This is a genomic window from Streptomyces sp. P9-2B-2, assembly GCF_030406865.1.
Taxonomy (GTDB): domain Bacteria; phylum Actinomycetota; class Actinomycetes; order Streptomycetales; family Streptomycetaceae; genus Streptomyces; species Streptomyces platensis.
The window spans coordinates 5,423,680-5,439,383 of sequence record NZ_CP129126.1 but is presented as its reverse complement, the minus strand read 5'-3'; the positions used below and the strand labels follow the sequence as shown (position 1 = coordinate 5,439,383).

The window sequence follows — 15,704 nt, the reverse complement described above, 5'->3', positions numbered from 1 at the left end:
TCTCCTCATCTTCCTCGCAGCGAATCTCGCCACGAGACGGATTTGGCACCTTCCCTAGCCGGGAGCCTCACGCGCGCGGGACGTCAGCGTCCTGGCGGCAAGACCGGCTGGAGGGTTGCCGGGGCTTCAACGGGCCGTATCCCTCTGCCCCTCTGGATGAGCGGTATGGCGCTGGGACTGAACCCAGGCATTTGTGGCGCGGGGACCCCGACATGCGACGGTCATCCGCGTTGTTCAAGACTGTAACCGAAGGCACTGACAGTTGAGATAGTCGTCCGAACCGCGAGATGGATCACACAGGCCGCCGATCGGGCGGCGACCGAGGAGTAGTAGACGTGCTGGAAGAGGTCGAGAGCTGGCTGACCAGCCACTCCTGGTCCGCCGCTGACCGTCCGCTGGGGCAGCTTCTGGAGGCCAAGCGCCAGACGGGCCGTACGGTCAGTGTCGTGCTGCCCGCGCTCGACGAGGAGGCCACGGTCGGGGCGATCGTGGCGGTGATCCGTGCCGAGCTGATGACCGAGACCGTTCCCCTCGTCGACGAGCTGGTGGTGCTGGACTCCGGCTCCACCGACCGCACCGCCGAGGTCGCCGCGGCGGCCGGCGCCCGGGTCGTCCCCCGCGACAGCGTCCTGCCACGGCTGCCCGCGCTGCCCGGCAAGGGCGAGGTGCTCTGGCGCTCCCTCCTGGCCACCACCGGCGACATCATCTGCTTCATCGACGCCGACCTGCGCGAATTCTCCGCCGCCTTCGTCTCCGGGATCATCGGCCCGCTGCTGACCGACCCGGACATCCAGTTCGTGAAGGCGATGTACGACCGTCCGCTGGAGACCGGCGACGAGGGTGCCGGGGCCGGCCAGGGCGGCCGGGTCACCGAGCTGGTCGCCCGCCCGCTCCTCAACCTCCACTGGCCCCAGCTGGCCGGCTTCGTCCAGCCCCTCGGCGGCGAGTACGCGGCCCGCCGCTCCCTCCTGGAACGCCTCCCCTTCCCCGTCGGCTACGGCGTGGAACTCGGCCTGCTCGTCGACTCCCTGCACACCGTCGGCCTCGACGCCCTCGCCCAGGTGGACGTCGGCGTACGCAAACACCGCCACCAGGACGGCCAGGCCCTCGGCCGGATGGCCGCCGCGATCTACCGCACCGCCCAACTACGCCTGACCCGCGGCCACTTGGTCCGCCCCCGCCTCACCCAGTTCGACCGCGGCAACGAGGGCTTCGTCCCCCGCACCACAGACGTCGACACCGAGGAACGCCCCCCGATGACCGAAATCCCGGAGTACGCGGCCCGCCGGGCGGCGTGAGCGCTCAGGCGTCGAAGTCGTACTCCAGTACGTAGGCGGACGCGTCGAGGATCATCTCGTTGACCTCGACCGTGCGCCCGTCCTCGGTGCGGGCCATCCGGCTGATGAGGATGACGGGCGTACCCGCCGGAAGGCGCAGCCGGTCGGCCTCCTCCGGCGCCGGCATACGTGACCGCACCTCCTCCCTGAAGCGGACAGGCCCCGCACCGAGCTCGGCAAGCCGGGCATAGGTGCCGCCCGCCCCGGTATCCGGCTGAGTGATCGCCGATCCGGCGACAAGAGCAGCCGGGAGGTAGGAGGTGGACAGCAACACCGGCTTTCCGTCGAGCACGAACCTGCGGCGCCGCACGATCACAGCGTCTCCAGGCGCTATGCCCAGCTGCGCCGCGACGGTTTCCGCCGCCGGTTCCTCGTCCACGGTGACTTCGTCGACCGCCAGGTCACGGTCCGGGACATCGGCCGACCAGACCGACCGCCCCTCGCCCCAATGCTCCCGAGCCAGGCGCGGGACACCGCGTCGCCGGATCGGCTGGAACGCCCGCACGAAGACCCCGGCACCCTTGCGGGCCTCGGCGAGCCCCTCCGAAGTGAGCACCCCGAGCGCCTGACGTGCCGTCATCCGCGCCACGCCGTGCCGGTCCATCAGCTCGTTCTCCCCGGGCAGCCGGTCACCGGGCTGGAACTCCCCCGCCGCGATCGCCCGCTTCAGCGCGTCGGCAATCCGGCGGCACTTGGGCGACGAGCTCTCCTGTGCGGCCATGGCGACGCATCCCTCCTGACGATCTCTAGACATCCTAGAGATCTGTTCGAGTGCCACGGGGTCACCATCCGCTCCAGGGCTTGCCCGGTTACAAGGCAGGCGGACGCCGTTGAACGGACCCAGCTCGTATCCGGTGAGATCCTCTCGGGGTGCACCCGTGCCCTTCTTCGCGGGGACGGGACCATCACCCCCGAACTGCGCTTTCCGGCCTGTTGTTTGACGTGCGCGCTCGGCGACACGCTCCGTATCTCCAGCAGCCGGGGCGACCGTCTCGGCTGCCGACACCCGGAACCCGCCGAGGCGGAGTCACCATGCCCCTCCCCGCCTTCCGGCCGGGCGGCGGCTGAGGAGTAGCCGCCCGCCCCACCCCTTGACCGCTTCCGTACGTTTGCGCGGATCTGTGGCGGGTTACTTTCGCGACATGGTCTCCGAGCGCAGTGCGGTGCAAGCAGGTGCTGAGGTTCTTGTCGCGTCCAATCGCGGGCCGGTGTCCTATGGCCTGGAGGAGGGCGGGGCGCTGACCGCCAAGCGGGGTGGTGGTGGGCTGGTGTCGGGGCTGTCGGCGATCGGGCCCGAGACGGATGCGGTGTGGGTGTGTGCCGCGCTCGGGGACGGGGACCGGGAGGCCGTGCGGCGGACGGGTGGTGTGCTGGAGCCGGGGGATACGGGTGGACAGCGTGTCCGGATGCTGGACATTCCGGCCGAGGTGTATGCCGCCGCCTACAACAGCATCGCGAATTCGGTGCTGTGGTTCGTGCACCACATGCTCTATCAGACACCGCTGGAGCCGGTCTTCGGCGCGGAGTTCCGGGCGCAGTGGGCGGCCTACGAGACGTACAACGCGGCCTTCGCCGACGCGCTGGCCGAGGGTGCGGCGCCCGGTGCGGCCGTCCTCGTGCAGGACTACCACCTGGCGCTGGTGCCCGGCATGCTCCGCGAGCGCCGCCCCGACCTGCGTATCGCGCACTTCTCCCACACGCCGTGGGCCCCCGCCGAGTACTTCGCGATGCTGCCGGACGACATCCAGCGGAAGCTGGCGCTGGGCATTCTCGGTGCCGACCGGGCGAACTTCCTCACCCGGCGGTGGGCCGAGAACTTCGTGGCCTGCGCGGAAACCGGGCTCGACGGACAGTGCGAGCGCGTCCGGCCGGGGGACGGGGCGCCCGGCATCGTCGCGCTCGTCCCGGAGCGCAAGGCGCGCACGACCTGGATCGGTGTGCACGGCCTCGGCGCCGACGCCGACTTCCTGCGTGAGCGCGCGCACCGCCCCGACGTCGAGGAGCGGATGGCGGCGCTGCGTACCGAGATCGGCGGGCCGGGGCGCCGGACCATCGTCCGTGTGGACCGCACCGAACTCTCCAAAAACATCGTGCGGGGCCTGCTCGCCTACCGGCAGTTGCTCACCGACCACCCCGAATGGCGCGAGCGAGTGGTGCACCTCGCCTTCGCCTATCCCTCACGCCAGGATCTCGCCGTCTACCGCGACTACACCGCCGAGGTCCAGCGGGTGGCCGAGGCCATCAACGCCGAATACGGCACGGCGGGTTGGCAGCCGATCCTGCTGCACGTCAAGGACGATTTCGCCCGCTCCCTGGCCGCCTACCGGCTCGCGGACGTGGCACTGGTCAACCCGATCAGGGACGGTATGAACCTGGTCGCCAAGGAGATCCCGGTGGTGTCGGACGCCGGCTGCGCGCTGGTGCTGTCGCGGGAGGCGGGCGCGCACGAGGAGCTCGGCGCGGATGCCCTCACCGTCAATCCGTACGACGTCGTCGGCACCGCCGAGGCGCTGCACGAGGCACTGTCGATGGACGACGGCGAGCGCGCGGCACGCACCGAGCGGCTGGCCGCGGCGGCCACCGCGCTGCCGCCCGCGCGGTGGTTCCTGGACCAGCTGCACGAGCTGCGGGGCGAGGACGCTCAGGAGGGTGCGCGGCCCGCCTGAGCCGCCCCCGCCTACGCCCCGTGCGCCTCGTTCTCGTCCAGCCGGGCCGCCAGGGCGCCGAGCAGGCCGACGACGCCTCCCGGGCCGTCGACCACCAGGTCGGCGCGCTCGGCGAGTTCGGCGACCTCGGCGCTGCCGCTGCATACCAGGAGGCCGGTCAGGCCGTCGGAGCGGAGTTTTTCGACGGCGGCGAAGGCGGCCAGGTCGCCGAGGTCGTCGCCGGCGTAGAGGACGGTGGCGGCGCCGGTCTCGCGGACCCATTCGGCGAGGGCGACGCCCTTGTCCATACCGGGCGGGCGGAGTTCCAGGACGAGGCGGCCCGGTTCGACGATCAGGCCGTGGCGTTCGGCGAGCGCGGTGAGCGGGCCGCGCAGCTGGTCGAAGGCGCCCTGGGGGTCGGTGGCGCGGCGGGTGTGCACGGCGATGGCGCGGCCGCCCTTGCGCTCGATGGCGGTCTCGATCCAGGTGCCGTGCCAGACCCCGGAGGCGTCCAGGACGCCGGGGAGTTCGGCCTGTATGGCGGCGACACCGGGGTGCGGGGCGGGGGCGTGGACGGTGCCGGTGGCGGCCTCCCAGCGTTCGGCGCCGTAGTGGCCGAGGACGGTGAGGTGGTCCAGGCCGGGGACGTCCGCGAAGCCGCCGAGGCGGACCGCGACGGTGGCCGGGCGGCCGGTGATCACCGCGGCGGCGCGCAGCCGGGGCACCAGACGGCCGAGGGCGGCGACGGCGCCTCCATGGGCGCGGGCCTTCTCCGGGTCGGGGACGATCTCGGCGAGGGTGCCGTCGAAGTCGAGGGCGACGACGGTGCGTTCCGGGTGTGCCAGCAGTGCGGCGAGGCCGTCGCGGCCGGCGGGGGTGTGCGGGGTCGGCACGGGTCCGGGTGTCGGCCGGTCCGCCGACGCGGCGTTCGGGGGGCTGCCCATGGCGCCGACCCTACCGGCGCGCGGCGGGCGCCGGGGGTAGCTCTCCGGTGACAGTCGGGGTGTACGGGCGCACGGGGACGGCGGCCGGGGCGCCCGGGTCAGCGGCGGGCGCGGCGGGCGTCCCGTATGCGGCGCAGGCGGTTGACGGTGACGGGGTCATGGGCGAGCGCGCGGGGGTCGTCCAGCAGGGCGTTGAGGAGTTGGTAGTAGCGGGTCGGGGAGATGCCGAGCTGTTCGCGGATGGCGCGCTCCTTGGGGCCGGGGCCCGGCCAGGAGCGGCGCTCGACGGCGAGCACCGCCTCGTCCCGGGCGGAGAGCTCCGCGGCGCGCTCGACGGCCCCGGGCTCGCCGCCCGGACCGCCCGCACCCGCCGTCCCGTCCGTCATCACGCTTCCACGATAAGCGCACGGTCGGACAACGCCCGGCCGGTCGCCCCGGCGGCGGCCCGGCTCCGGGAGGCCCGCCCGTGCCCCGGCCGCACCGAGCCGACGCGCCTGCCCGTATGCCCGCCCGTATCGCTCCGGGACGCCGTCGCGTCCGCCCGCCCGCACCGCGTCATTCGGCCGCGCTGTCCGCGGTGTCCGCGGTGTTCTGGATGTCGGTGAGCACTCCGGACGGGTTGCCCCGCGGGCCGACCGCGGCGCCCATCTTGGCCTTGACGGTCTTGGAGATCAGCGGCCAGGAGGTCTTGTTCGCCGGGTAGAACTCGGCGCCGGCGAGCTGCTTGAGGAAGCCGTGGAACTTGGCGTACTTGTCGTCGGCCAGCATCGCCTGGGAGGCGGCGCTGGTGACCGGCAGCAGGCCGTACTCGCCGGAGAACTTCTCGACGTTCTTCTTGCTGTAGACGAAGTCGAGGAACTTGCCGGCCTGGGCGCGGTGGCCCCCCTGCTTGAAGGCCATCATCCAGTCGGCGACGCCCATGGTGGCCTTGGCCTTGCCGTGGGCACCGGGCAGCTCGACGGTGCCGTAGTCGATGCCCTTGGCCGCGGCCTGCTTCATCAGCGCGGGGTGGCCGTTGAGCATGCCGACCTCGCCGTCGGCGAAGCCCTCGAAGGCGTCCTCGCGGTTGAGCTTGGCGGGGTCGGCCCCGGTCAGGCCCTTGCCGACGAGGTCCTCCTTCAGCCACTTGAAGGCCTTGACGTTCTCCGGCGAGTCGATCGTGTACTTGCCGATGCTGTCGGTGTAGCCGCCGCCACCGCTGAGCATCCACTGCATCGTCTCGGCCTGGGTCTCCTCCGGGCCGAGCGGCAGCGCGAAGGGCATCTTGACGCCCCGTGCCTTCAGCAGCTGGGCGTCGTGGGCGATGTCGTCCCAGCTGGCCGGCGGGCTGGTGATGCCGGCCTGGCTGAACAGCTTCTTGTTGTAGAAGAGCCGCCGGGTGCTGGCGCCGAACGGCATGCCGTACTGGACCCGCTTGTATTCGCCGGCCTCCGCGAGGGAGGGGGTGAAGTCGGCCTGGGTGGGGATGGAGAGCAGCTGGTCGGCGCTGTAGAGCTGGTCCTTGGCCGCGTAGTCGGCGTAGGCGCCTATCTGCGCGAGGTCCGGGGCGTGGCCGTCCTTGACCAGGTCCTCGACCTTCTTGTCGACGTCGGTCCAGCTGTAGACCTCGACATCGACCTTGATGCCGGCGTTCTTCTCCTCGAAGGCGCGGGCGAGCTCGTCCCAGTAGTGCTGGGAGCCGTTGGCACGGCTGTCGCCGTAGTCCGCCGCGATCAGTTTGAGAGTGACGTCGTCGCTGCCGGAACCGCTGCCGCAGCCGGTAAGAGTCACTGTCATGGTGGTGGCGATTGCCGCCGCCAGGCTCACGTACCGCCGCTGCACTGCTGTTCCCGCCCTTTGTCCTGAAAATCCGTGCTTGTCGGGAATTACCCCGGCCGCCTCAGGGATCGCCCTCGAACGGCATGAACGGCAAGTCTCCCCCGCGTTCTTCATAAGGTCTACACCACCCCCCTCCCCCTCCGGCGCCACCTTCCGGCCGCCCGTCCGGCCCGATCACTACGGCGAGTGGACTAGACCTTTCCGGCCGGATCGCGCGAAACTGTTCCCGTGAGACACGTCATCGCCCTGGATGTGGGCGGCACCGGGATGAAAGCCGCCCTCGTGGGGGTGGACACCGCGTCCTCCGAGGGCACGCCCCCCGTGCTGCTGTACGAGGCGCGGCGCCCCACCGGCCGCGAGCGCGGCCCCGAGGCGGTCGTCGAGGCCATCCTCGGCTTCGCCGCGGAGCTCCGCGAGCTCGGCACGGCCCGCTACGGCGCCCCCGCCGCGGCGGCCGGTGTCGCGGTCCCCGGCATCGTCGACGAGCGGTCCGGCACCGCCGTCTACGCCGCGAACCTCGGCTGGCGGGACGTACCGATGCGGGCGCTGCTGTCCGAGCGGCTGGGCGGGGTGCCGGTCGCCCTCGGCCACGACGTGCGCACCGGCGGCCTGGCCGAGGGCCGGATCGGCGCGGGCCGGGGCGCCGACCGGTTCCTGTTCGTCCCCCTGGGCACCGGGATCGCGGGCGCCATCGGCATCGGCGGCCGGATCGAGTCCGGTGCGCACGGCAGCGCGGGCGAGATCGGCCACATCGTCGTACGGCCCGGCGGGCGGGAGTGCGGCTGCGGGCAGCGCGGCTGCCTGGAGACGCTGGCCTCGGCCGCCGCGGTCGGCCGTGACTGGGCGGCGGCCTGCGGCGATCCGCAGGCCGGGGCGGCGGACGCGGCCAAGGCCGTGGCGTCCGGCGACCCGCGGGCGCACACCGTGTGGCAGCGCGCCGTGGACGCCCTCGCCGACGGGCTGGTCACCGGCCTCACCCTGCTCGACCCGCAGACGCTGATCATCGGCGGCGGGCTCGCCGAGGCGGGCGACACGCTCTTCACACCTCTGCGGGAAGCGGTCCGCCGGCGCGTTACGTTCCAGCGGCTCCCCTCGATCGTTCCGGCGGCCCTCGGGGACGCCGCCGGGTGCCTGGGCGCAGGACTGCTCGCCCGGGATCTTCTCTCCACGGAGGTAACCCCCTGATGGCACAGCAACAGTCCGCGCAGCGGCCCTCGGACCCTCCGCGCACCATCCTGGCCGGGGCCCGGATCGCCCGGCCGTCCGGCGTGGTCGAGCGCGGCCGGATCGCCGTCGAGGGCGGCCGGATCGGCGATGTCCACAGCCGGGACCTCGATCTGGCCGAGGGGGTGGCCGGCAGCGTCGTGGACCTCTCGGGCCACCTCATCGTCCCCGGCTTCGTCGATATGCATGTCCATGGCGGAGGCGGTGGCTCGTTCTCGTCCGCCGACCCCGAGGAGTGCATGACGGCGGTCGAGACCCACCGCCGGCACGGCACCACCTCGATGGTCGCCTCCACCGTCACCGGTGAGCTGGCCGATCTCGCCCGGCAGGCCGCGGTGCTCGCCGAGCTGGTGCAGCAGGGCGAGCTGGCCGGCATCCACTTCGAGGGCCCGTTCATCTCCCCGCACCGCTGCGGCGCCCACCAGCCGGAGCTGCTGCGCGATCCGGACCCGGCCGATGTCCGCAAGCTCCTCGACGCCGCGCACGGCACCGCGTCGATGATGACCGTCGCGCCCGAACTGCCCGGCGGCCTGGAGTCCGTACGGCTGCTCGCCGACGCCGGGGTGATCGCCGCCATCGGCCACACCGACTCCTCCTACGACGCCACCCGCGAGGCCATCGACGCGGGCGCCACCGTCGCCACCCACCTCTTCAACGCGATGCCCGCGCTGGGCCACCGCGCGCCCGGCCCGGTCGCCGCGCTCCTGGAGGACGAGCGGATCACCGTCGAGCTCATCAACGACGGCACCCATCTGCACCCCGCGGTCCTCCAACTGGCGGTCCGCGAGGCCGGGGACGGGCGGGTCGCGTTCATCACCGACGCGATGGGCGCCGCCGGTATGAACGACGGCAGGTATCCGCTCGGCCCGATGCAGGTCGAGGTCAGGGACGGTGTCGCGCGCATCAGCGAAGGCCCCACGGCCGGTTCGATCGCCGGCTCCACCCTCACCCTGGACCGCGCCTTCCAACGCGCCGTCACCGTCGACGGCCTGACGGTCGACCAGGCCGTACAGGCACTTTCGGCCACTCCGGCCCGCCTCCTGGGCATCGACGACCGGGCCGGCGCCTTGCAGACCGGCAAGGACGCCGACCTGGTGGTACTGGACGCGGCCTACGACGTGGTGGGCGTCATGCGCAGGGGCGAGTGGCTGGTGCGCCCGCCGGGCGCCTGAGGCCCCGCCCGCGCGCCGGGCCCTCTCCCCCGGGCCGTGGCCCCTCACGGCGGCCGGGACGGGTCTGGGCCAACCACCACCGACGATGGCATGATCGCTCGCGCACTTGTCCGCATGCCACCGCCGTACGCGGTTGCCCGACGCCCGGCCGCCCGGCCATGACTGCCCGGAGGGGCGACCATGATCCTTACGGTCACGCTGAACGCCGCCCTGGACATCACCTACCGCGTCCCCCGGCTCCACCCGCACACCACGAACCGGATCACCGAGGTGTCCGAACGCCCCGGCGGCAAGGGCCTGAACGTCGCCCGGGTACTGGCCGCGCTCGGCCACCGTACGGTCGCCACGGGCTTCGCGGGCGGCGGCACCGGCGAGGCGCTGCGCGCGCTGCTCGCGGAGACCGAGGTCACCGACGCGCTGGTCCCGGTCGGCGGCGCCACCCGCCGCACCGTCGCCGTCGTCGACGCGGCCACCGGAGACACCACCCAGCTCAACGAGCCGGGCCCGGTCGTCTCCCCCGCCGAGTGGGACACCTTCCTCGGCACCTACCGCGAACTCCTGGGCGAGGCACGGGCGGTGGCCCTGTGCGGCAGCCTGCCGCCCGGCGTCCCGGTCGATGTCTACGCCCGGCTGACCCGGGCCGCGCGCAGCGCCGGCGTCCCGGTCCTCCTCGACACCAGCGGCGAACCGCTGCGCCGCGGGCTGGCCGCCCGCCCCGACCTCGCCAAGCCCAACGCCGATGAACTCGCCGCCCTCACCGGCAGCACCGAGCCCCTGCGCGCCGCCCGCGACGCCCGCCGCCGCGGCGCCCACGCGGTCGCCGCCTCCCTGGGCCCGGACGGCATGCTCGCGGTCACCGCCGACGGCATTTGGCAGGCCGCCCCACCCCACCGGATCACCGGCAACCCGACCGGCGCCGGCGATTCAGCCGTAGCCGGCCTGCTCTCCGGCCTGGTCGAAAACCTGCCCTGGCCGGACCGCCTCACCCGCGCGGTAGCCCTCTCCGCAGCAACCGTACGGGCCCCGGCAGCGGGCGAGTTCGATGCGGCGACGTATGAAGAGCTGCTGCCGCGCGTGACGGTGACGGATCACCGGGCGGTGGGATAAGGGGGACGGCGGGGCGGTCCCTCAGGGCCTGGCCAGCCACACCTTGTCGAGGTTCACGTCGCACTGATTCCCGCTCTCGCAGGACAGCTTGATGGTGTTGGTGCCCTTGTTGAGCTGCACATACGACCAGGACCTGGTCCAGCCCTTGTCCCAGGCGCCCTCCGGGGCGTGGGCGAAGTTCTTCAGTCTGATCGGCCGACCGTCCGCCGCGCCGTTCACGTTCAGTGTGAGGTTGGCGTCCGTGCCGGGCACGCCGTAACCGACCCAGAGCTTGTACTTGCCGGCAGCTTCGACATCGAGCGACCAAGTGGCCGCCGCGCCCTGGGTGTTCATACCTGCCACATAGGCCCCGCCGGGCGAGCGCGCACCCGGCACGTCCTTGGCCGTGGTCGCCCCGCCCTCGAGACGCAGGCTGCCCGCGTCCTGCTTGGGCAGTTCGCCGGGAGCGGGCTTGGAGGTGGGCTTGTCGTTGGGCTCGACCTTGTCCCCGGCCGTCGGCCCCGGCTTGCCCGCGGCGTCGTCCTTGGAGTCGTTGCCGTTGGTGAGCATCGCGACGCCGATGCCTATGCAGACCACCGCGACCACGGAGACGGCGCCGATCAGCAGGCCGTTGCGGCCGCGGCGCGGCTCCTGGCCGCCGTTTGCCGGGGCGGGGCGGGTGCGGTCGCCGCCGGGCAGGGTTTCGGGGGCGGCGTAGTGGGCGTTCTGCTGCCCGTACGTCACCTGCTGCGGGGCCTGCTGGCCGTACTGGCGCTGGCCGACCGCGCGGACCTGGTTGTAGGACGTCCGCGGAACGCCCGGCTGCCGCGCTGCCGCACCGTCGCCCGCCGAGCCCTGGGCGCCACCTTCGCCGCCTTCCGAGCGGTAGAGGTAGGCGAACGGGTCGTCGTTCTCCGGCGTGTCCGCGCCGTTGTTGCCGGCCGTCATTCCGTGTCACTCCCAAGCGATCTGTGCGCGTCTGTACGCGTCTCTACGCGTCCGCAGGCTTCATTGCGCGAACTGTCTTTCGGGCCCCCGGCGGCGCCGCGCCGCATCGGCGCAGCCTACCCCGTCGCGGCCTGCGCACACCGTGCCCGGAGGGCCACAAGATCGCTACGGAACGGTGAACTGCTGGTGTGCGGGCCGATGCGGGGCCGGTGTGAGATACGCGGCATCGCGCCCGGCCGCCGCGGCGGGCCCGCCGGCCGCTCAGCCCGCCCGCCGGTTCGCCTTCGAGCGGGAGCGCTTCTCGACGTACATCCGCTGGTCGGCCGACTCCAGCACCTCCTCGGCGGACATTCCGCAGCTCGCCCAGCCGATGCCGAAGCTGGCGCCGACCCGGACCGCACGGCCCTCCACCCGGATCGGCGGGATGATCGCGTTCCGCAGCCGGACGGCCAGATCCTGGGCGTCGGCGGTGCCGAGGCCGTCGGCGAGCACCACGAACTCGTCACCGCCGAGCCGGGCGACCGTGTCGCCGTCCCGGACGCCGCTGGTCAGCCGGCGGGCGACCTCTATCAGCACGGCGTCGCCGGTGTTGTGCCCGAAGCGGTCGTTGATCGACTTGAAGCCGTCGAGGTCGCAGAAGAGGACCGCGAGCCCCTTGGAGCCGTCGTCGGCCGGCCCGTCCGCGGGGGCGACGAGATGCACATGGTGGTCGAACGGGGGCGGGGGCCCGCCCTCGAAGCCTTCGAGCCCGTCGAAGGGCTCCTTCGCGTCCGCCCGGAAGCCGCGCGGTCCGCGGGGGTCGGTGCTGAGGGTGGCCGAGGAGGCGTAGGCGTCCGCCATCGAGCCGGCCGGGCGGGAGCACAGCCGGGCGCCGAGCCGGGCCCGCAGCTCGGCGCTGTTGGGCAGCCCGGTCAGCGAATCGTGGCTGGCGCGGTGGGCGAGCTGGAGCTCGTGCCGCTTGCGCTCCTCGATGTCCTCGACGTGGGTGAGCAGGAAGCGCGGGCCGTCGGTGGTGTCGGCGACGACGGAGTTGCGCAGGGAGACCCACACATAGGTGCCGTCCCGGCGGGCCAGCCGCAGCTCGGCACGGCCGCCCTCGGCGGAGGTGCGCAGCAGCGTGCCGATGTCCTCGGGGTGGACGAGGTCGGAGAAGGAGTAGCGGCGCATCCCGGAGGCCGGGCGGCCCAGCAGCCGGCACAGCGCATCGTTGGTGCGGAGCAGCCGTCCATGCTGGTCACCGCCCATTTCGGCGACGGCCATCCCGCTCGGCGCGTACTCGAACGCCTGCCGGAAGCTCTCCTCGCTGGCGCGCAGCGCCTGCTGCTCGCGCTCCAGCCGGACCAGGGCGCGCTGCATGTTGGCCCGCAGCCGGGCATTGCTGATCGCGATGGCGGACTGGAAGGCGTACATCTGGAGCGCTTCCTGGCCCCAGGGGCCGGGCCGCCGGCCGTTGCGCGGCCGGTCGACGGAGATCACTCCGAGCAGCTCGCCGCCCCCGTTGGCCGCGGTGTACATGGGCGCGAAGAGGCGGTCCATGGGGTGCCACTCGTCGGGGAACCGGGGCGCGGGGCCGGCCGTGTGCCACTGCGGTACGTCGTCGTCATCGAGGACCCAGCCCTCGGTGTGCGAGATGAAGTGCAGATCGCCCCAGCGCTCGCCCATGGACAGCCGGCGCTCCCAGGAGGCGCGGGAGCCGACCCGTCCGGCCATGAGCGCCTCGGCGCCCGCACTGCCGGCGACCGCGGCGACGACGAGATCGCCGTCGGGCCGCACCAGATTGACCGCGGACAGCTCGTAGCCGAGCCCGGTGATCACGCCGTCAGCGACGGTCTGCAAGGTGTCCGCAAGGCTACGTGCGGTATTCAGCTCGGCGACCACTTGGTGCAGCTGCCGCAGGGTCGCAAGACGGACGTATGGCTCCGACTCGGTCTCCATCGCTCGCTCTCCCTGAGACCTCGACAGCAAACTCCACGATTTCTTGTCGTCCGATTCCCCGCTCACTGAATCACAGTGAGCTGTTCACTCGGTACACAGGGTCAACAATTAGCGCCTGCTGTGACTCAAGTCACAAACAATGAACGACGGTTGGCGATCTTCCATAAAACCGCCACGGGAGCGCGCCTTCACTCTTTCTACACTTACTGAACGCAAATTCCGAGCGATTCGGGAACTCCGCCGTCAGACCTAGGACGCGAGTGGTCCCGAGGCCCGATGCGCGCCGCGGCCGGCCGAAGTTAGCGTTTATGGCGTGTTCACGAAGACTCCTGCCGATGCGGCGCCCGCCGGGCCCGCCGCCCACCCCGAACCCGCCGTCGCCCTCGCCTCCGTGCCGGGCGGCGCGCCGATCCCGCATTCTGTGGGGGTGAGTGACGACGAGTTCCGTACCGCCCTGTCCCGCCTGGCCGCCGGCGTGGTGCTGATCACCGCCCACGACCCGGACGGCGGGCCGCACGGCGAGGACGTCGGCATGACCGCCACGGCGTTCCTCTCCGTTTCCCTCGACCCGCCGCTGGTGATGGTGAGCGTTCGCAACGACTCACGCATGGACGACCTGCTGGCGGTGCAGCCCTACTGGGCCGTCTCGGTGCTGTCGGGACATCAGCGGCAGGTCGCCGGACGATTCGCCATGAAGGGCCGCATCAGCGACCGGCTGCTCTTCGAGGACATCGCGCATGTACGGGGCGAAGCGTCCGGCGCGCCCCTCATCGGGGGCGCCCTGGCGACCCTGGAGTGCCGAACCGAGCAGCGGGTGGTGGCCGGGGATCACACGCTGGTCATCGCACGTGTCCTGGCCACGACGCTGCCGAACGAGGAGGACGGGCCGCTGACGTACTTCCGGGGGAAGTACCGGCAGTTGGGGTGAGCCCCGGGGCGGCCGGGGCGGACGGGACCGCTGGGGCGGTCAGCCCCAGTCGCGGCCCGAGCGTCCGCGCTTGGTATCGCCGCGCTGCTTCTTCTCGCGCAGTCGCCGCTCATTGATGCCCCGTGGGATCCGCGACTTACGGCGCGGCTTGGGCGGCGGGGCGGTCGCCTCGGCGAGCAGTGCGGCCAGCCGGACGGCGGCGGTCTCGCGGTTGCGCCACTGCGAGCGGTGCTCTGAGGCCCGTACGGACAGCACGCCGTCCGCCAGCCGGCCCGCCAGCCGCTCCAGGGCGCGCTCTTTCCACACCGGCGGCAGTGCCTGTGTTTTACCGAGGTCGAAACGCAGCTCGACCTGACTGTCGCTGGTGTTGACGTGCTGGCCGCCCGGACCTGAGGAACGCGAGAAACGCCAGACGAGCTCGGCCTCTGGAAGGACGACCGCACCGCGGATGACATAGGGCCCGGACATGAGTCCTATGATCTCGCGCCGCGCGCGGCTCCGTCACCCGCTTTTCGGGGCCCGTGCAGAGCGTTCACATCAGAATTCGGCAAAGAGAGTAAAGAGTCCTGGAACCTGGCGGTCCCCTCATGGCGTTGTGGTGGGTAACGGTAGCTTCGTGCGCAGTGCGAAGCCCGACGCTTCGACGAGTCGACAAGGAAAGGGACTTCCCATGGCTGTAAGCCTGTCCAAGGGCGGCAACGTCTCCCTCACCAAGGAGGCACCGGGCCTGACCGCCGTCACGGTGGGCCTCGGCTGGGACGTCCGCACCACCACCGGCACGGACTTCGACCTCGACGCCAGCGCGATCGCGGTCAACCCGAGCGGCAAGGTCTTCTCCGACCAGCACTTCGTCTTCTTCAACAACAAGGCGACGCCCGACCAGTCGATCGTGCACACCGGTGACAACGTGACCGGTCAGGGCGAGGGCGACGACGAGCAGATCAACGTCAACCTCGCGGCGCTGCCGGCCGACATCGAGAAGATCGTCTTCCCGGTCTCGATCTACGACGCCGAGAACCGCAGCCAGAACTTCGGCCAGGTGCGGAACGCCTTCATCCGCATCATCAACCAGGCCGGCGGCACCGAGATCGCCCGTTATGACCTCAGCGAGGACGCCGCCACCGAGACCGCCATGGTCTTCGGTGAGCTGTACCGCAACGGCGCCGAGTGGAAGTTCCGCGCCGTCGGCCAGGGCTACGCCTCGGGCCTCGTCGGCATCGCGCAGGACTTCGGCGTCAACGTCTGAGCAGCATCTGCGTCAGCTCTGTGCGGTGACTGCGTCGTGACGTAGCCACCGCACGAGGAGGGCCGGTTCCCCATCGGGGGGCCGGCCCTCGGCGCGTTTTGGGGGGGGGCCGGGGGGAGTTCAGGCGACCGCGTCCGCGACCGTTTCAGGGGGCGCGGACAGCTGCGCCACCTCGTCCAGTGACAGGCCGAGGGCGCCGGACAGCGCGGCGATCGTGAAGAACGCCGGGGTCGGGGCCCGGCCTGTCTCGATCTTCCGCAGCGTCTCGGCGGACAGCCCGGCCGCCGCCGCGACCTCGACCATGCTCCGCTCGCCGCGCGCCGCCCGCAGCAGGGCGCCGAGCCGCTCGCCGCGTTCACGTTCCTGAGGGGTCAGGGGAGTTCGCACCATGCCCGTGATACTAATACCGGTAAATAAATAC

At 72.1% G+C, this 15,704-nt stretch carries 15 protein-coding genes and 1 riboswitch; of the genes, 7 read left to right on the top strand and 8 right to left on the bottom strand.

Annotated elements, in window-relative coordinates:
* Positions 1-2 precede the first annotated feature (2 nt).
* A riboswitch (SAM riboswitch) is annotated at positions 3-163 on the bottom strand.
* 172 nt (positions 164-335) lie between these two features.
* Positions 336-1,298: a glucosyl-3-phosphoglycerate synthase gene (locus QT196_RS23960; protein WP_168480911.1), complete on the top strand. Its 963-nt coding sequence runs from the start codon at positions 336-338 to the stop codon at positions 1,296-1,298.
* A 4-nt stretch (positions 1,299-1,302) separates the two neighbouring features.
* Here the strand turns inward: QT196_RS23960 and QT196_RS23955 are convergent, their stop codons facing one another.
* Positions 1,303-2,058, bottom strand: a complete 756-nt coding sequence (locus QT196_RS23955; RefSeq protein ID WP_290355655.1) for a GntR family transcriptional regulator — start codon at positions 2,056-2,058, stop codon at positions 1,303-1,305.
* A 421-nt stretch (positions 2,059-2,479) separates the two neighbouring features.
* Between QT196_RS23955 and QT196_RS23950 the strand changes: the two genes are divergently transcribed.
* On the top strand, positions 2,480-4,003 hold the full coding sequence (locus QT196_RS23950; RefSeq protein ID WP_168480909.1) for a trehalose-6-phosphate synthase: 1,524 nt from the start codon (positions 2,480-2,482) through the stop codon (positions 4,001-4,003).
* A gap of 11 nt (positions 4,004-4,014) precedes the next feature.
* Here the strand turns inward: QT196_RS23950 and otsB are convergent, their stop codons facing one another.
* The 3 genes from otsB to QT196_RS23935 all read right to left on the bottom strand — a co-directional run bounded on the left by otsB (position 4,015) and on the right by QT196_RS23935 (position 6,702).
* Positions 4,015-4,926 (bottom strand): trehalose-phosphatase, encoded by a 912-nt coding sequence (gene otsB / locus QT196_RS23945; RefSeq protein ID WP_266734179.1) that lies wholly within the window; start codon positions 4,924-4,926, stop codon positions 4,015-4,017.
* 98 nt (positions 4,927-5,024) lie between these two features.
* On the bottom strand, positions 5,025-5,312 hold the full coding sequence (locus QT196_RS23940; RefSeq protein WP_042147145.1) for a DUF3263 domain-containing protein: 288 nt from the start codon (positions 5,310-5,312) through the stop codon (positions 5,025-5,027).
* Positions 5,313-5,481: 169 nt separating this feature from the next.
* Positions 5,482-6,702 carry an extracellular solute-binding protein gene (locus QT196_RS23935; RefSeq protein WP_248001284.1) on the bottom strand — a complete coding sequence of 407 codons (1,221 nt, stop codon included), beginning with the start codon at positions 6,700-6,702 and terminating at the stop codon, positions 5,482-5,484.
* A gap of 270 nt (positions 6,703-6,972) precedes the next feature.
* Here QT196_RS23935 and QT196_RS23930 point away from each other — a divergent pair, with 270 nt between their 5' ends.
* From QT196_RS23930 to QT196_RS23920, 3 genes are all read left to right on the top strand, one after another.
* Positions 6,973-7,929, top strand: a complete 957-nt coding sequence (locus QT196_RS23930) for an ROK family protein (protein ID WP_168480906.1) — start codon at positions 6,973-6,975, stop codon at positions 7,927-7,929.
* Positions 7,929-9,140: an N-acetylglucosamine-6-phosphate deacetylase gene (gene nagA, locus QT196_RS23925; protein ID WP_290355654.1), complete on the top strand. Its 1,212-nt coding sequence runs from the start codon at positions 7,929-7,931 to the stop codon at positions 9,138-9,140. Before QT196_RS23930 ends, nagA begins: the two co-directional genes overlap by 1 nt.
* A 180-nt stretch (positions 9,141-9,320) precedes the next feature.
* Complete coding sequence (locus QT196_RS23920) at positions 9,321-10,247, top strand: 1-phosphofructokinase family hexose kinase (RefSeq protein WP_290355653.1); 927 nt, start codon at positions 9,321-9,323, stop codon at positions 10,245-10,247.
* Between the two features lie 21 nt (positions 10,248-10,268).
* On the opposite strand, the gene QT196_RS23915 is transcribed toward QT196_RS23920, so the two are convergent.
* Together QT196_RS23915 and cdgB are read right to left on the bottom strand one after the other, a co-directional pair.
* Positions 10,269-11,174, bottom strand: a complete 906-nt coding sequence (locus QT196_RS23915; protein ID WP_290355652.1) for a carbohydrate-binding protein — start codon at positions 11,172-11,174, stop codon at positions 10,269-10,271.
* A gap of 261 nt (positions 11,175-11,435) precedes the next feature.
* Positions 11,436-13,109 (bottom strand): diguanylate cyclase CdgB, encoded by a 1,674-nt coding sequence (gene cdgB, locus QT196_RS23910; RefSeq protein ID WP_266734190.1) that lies wholly within the window; start codon positions 13,107-13,109, stop codon positions 11,436-11,438.
* Between the two features lie 313 nt (positions 13,110-13,422).
* Between cdgB and QT196_RS23905 the strand changes: the two genes are divergently transcribed.
* On the top strand, positions 13,423-14,037 hold the full coding sequence (locus QT196_RS23905) for a flavin reductase family protein (protein WP_211117408.1): 615 nt from the start codon (positions 13,423-13,425) through the stop codon (positions 14,035-14,037).
* Between the two features lie 39 nt (positions 14,038-14,076).
* Here the strand turns inward: QT196_RS23905 and arfB are convergent, their stop codons facing one another.
* The gene (arfB, locus tag QT196_RS23900) at positions 14,077-14,505 is read right to left on the bottom strand and encodes an alternative ribosome rescue aminoacyl-tRNA hydrolase ArfB (RefSeq protein WP_168480902.1); all 429 of its coding nucleotides are present in this window, start codon (positions 14,503-14,505) and stop codon (positions 14,077-14,079) included.
* A 202-nt stretch (positions 14,506-14,707) separates the two neighbouring features.
* Between arfB and QT196_RS23895 the strand changes: the two genes are divergently transcribed.
* Complete coding sequence (locus tag QT196_RS23895; protein WP_085926971.1) at positions 14,708-15,283, top strand: TerD family protein; 576 nt, start codon at positions 14,708-14,710, stop codon at positions 15,281-15,283.
* Positions 15,284-15,403: 120 nt separating this feature from the next.
* On the opposite strand, the gene QT196_RS23890 is transcribed toward QT196_RS23895, so the two are convergent.
* A complete protein-coding gene (locus QT196_RS23890; protein WP_168480901.1) occupies positions 15,404-15,673 on the bottom strand; it encodes a helix-turn-helix transcriptional regulator in 270 nt (89 codons plus the stop codon).
* Positions 15,674-15,704 lie beyond the last annotated feature (31 nt).

Excerpts from the sequence above, each read along its gene's own strand:
- QT196_RS23955 (WP_290355655.1), bottom strand. The coding sequence starts at position 2,058 with ATGGCCGCACAGGAGAGCTCGTCGCCCAAGTGCCGCCGGATTGCCGAC.
- QT196_RS23950 (WP_168480909.1), top strand. The coding sequence starts at position 2,480 with ATGGTCTCCGAGCGCAGTGCGGTGCAAGCAGGTGCTGAGGTTCTTGTC.
- otsB (WP_266734179.1), bottom strand. The coding sequence starts at position 4,926 with ATGGGCAGCCCCCCGAACGCCGCGTCGGCGGACCGGCCGACACCCGGA.
- QT196_RS23940 (WP_042147145.1), bottom strand. The coding sequence starts at position 5,312 with ATGACGGACGGGACGGCGGGTGCGGGCGGTCCGGGCGGCGAGCCCGGG.
- QT196_RS23935 (WP_248001284.1), bottom strand. The coding sequence starts at position 6,702 with ATGACAGTGACTCTTACCGGCTGCGGCAGCGGTTCCGGCAGCGACGAC.
- nagA (WP_290355654.1), top strand. The coding sequence starts at position 7,929 with ATGGCACAGCAACAGTCCGCGCAGCGGCCCTCGGACCCTCCGCGCACC.
- QT196_RS23920 (WP_290355653.1), top strand. The coding sequence starts at position 9,321 with ATGATCCTTACGGTCACGCTGAACGCCGCCCTGGACATCACCTACCGC.
- QT196_RS23915 (WP_290355652.1), bottom strand. The coding sequence starts at position 11,174 with ATGACGGCCGGCAACAACGGCGCGGACACGCCGGAGAACGACGACCCG.
- cdgB (WP_266734190.1), bottom strand. The coding sequence starts at position 13,109 with ATGGAGACCGAGTCGGAGCCATACGTCCGTCTTGCGACCCTGCGGCAG.
- arfB (WP_168480902.1), bottom strand. The coding sequence starts at position 14,505 with ATGTCCGGGCCCTATGTCATCCGCGGTGCGGTCGTCCTTCCAGAGGCC.
- QT196_RS23895 (WP_085926971.1), top strand. The coding sequence starts at position 14,708 with ATGGCTGTAAGCCTGTCCAAGGGCGGCAACGTCTCCCTCACCAAGGAG.
- QT196_RS23890 (WP_168480901.1), bottom strand. The coding sequence starts at position 15,673 with ATGGTGCGAACTCCCCTGACCCCTCAGGAACGTGAACGCGGCGAGCGG.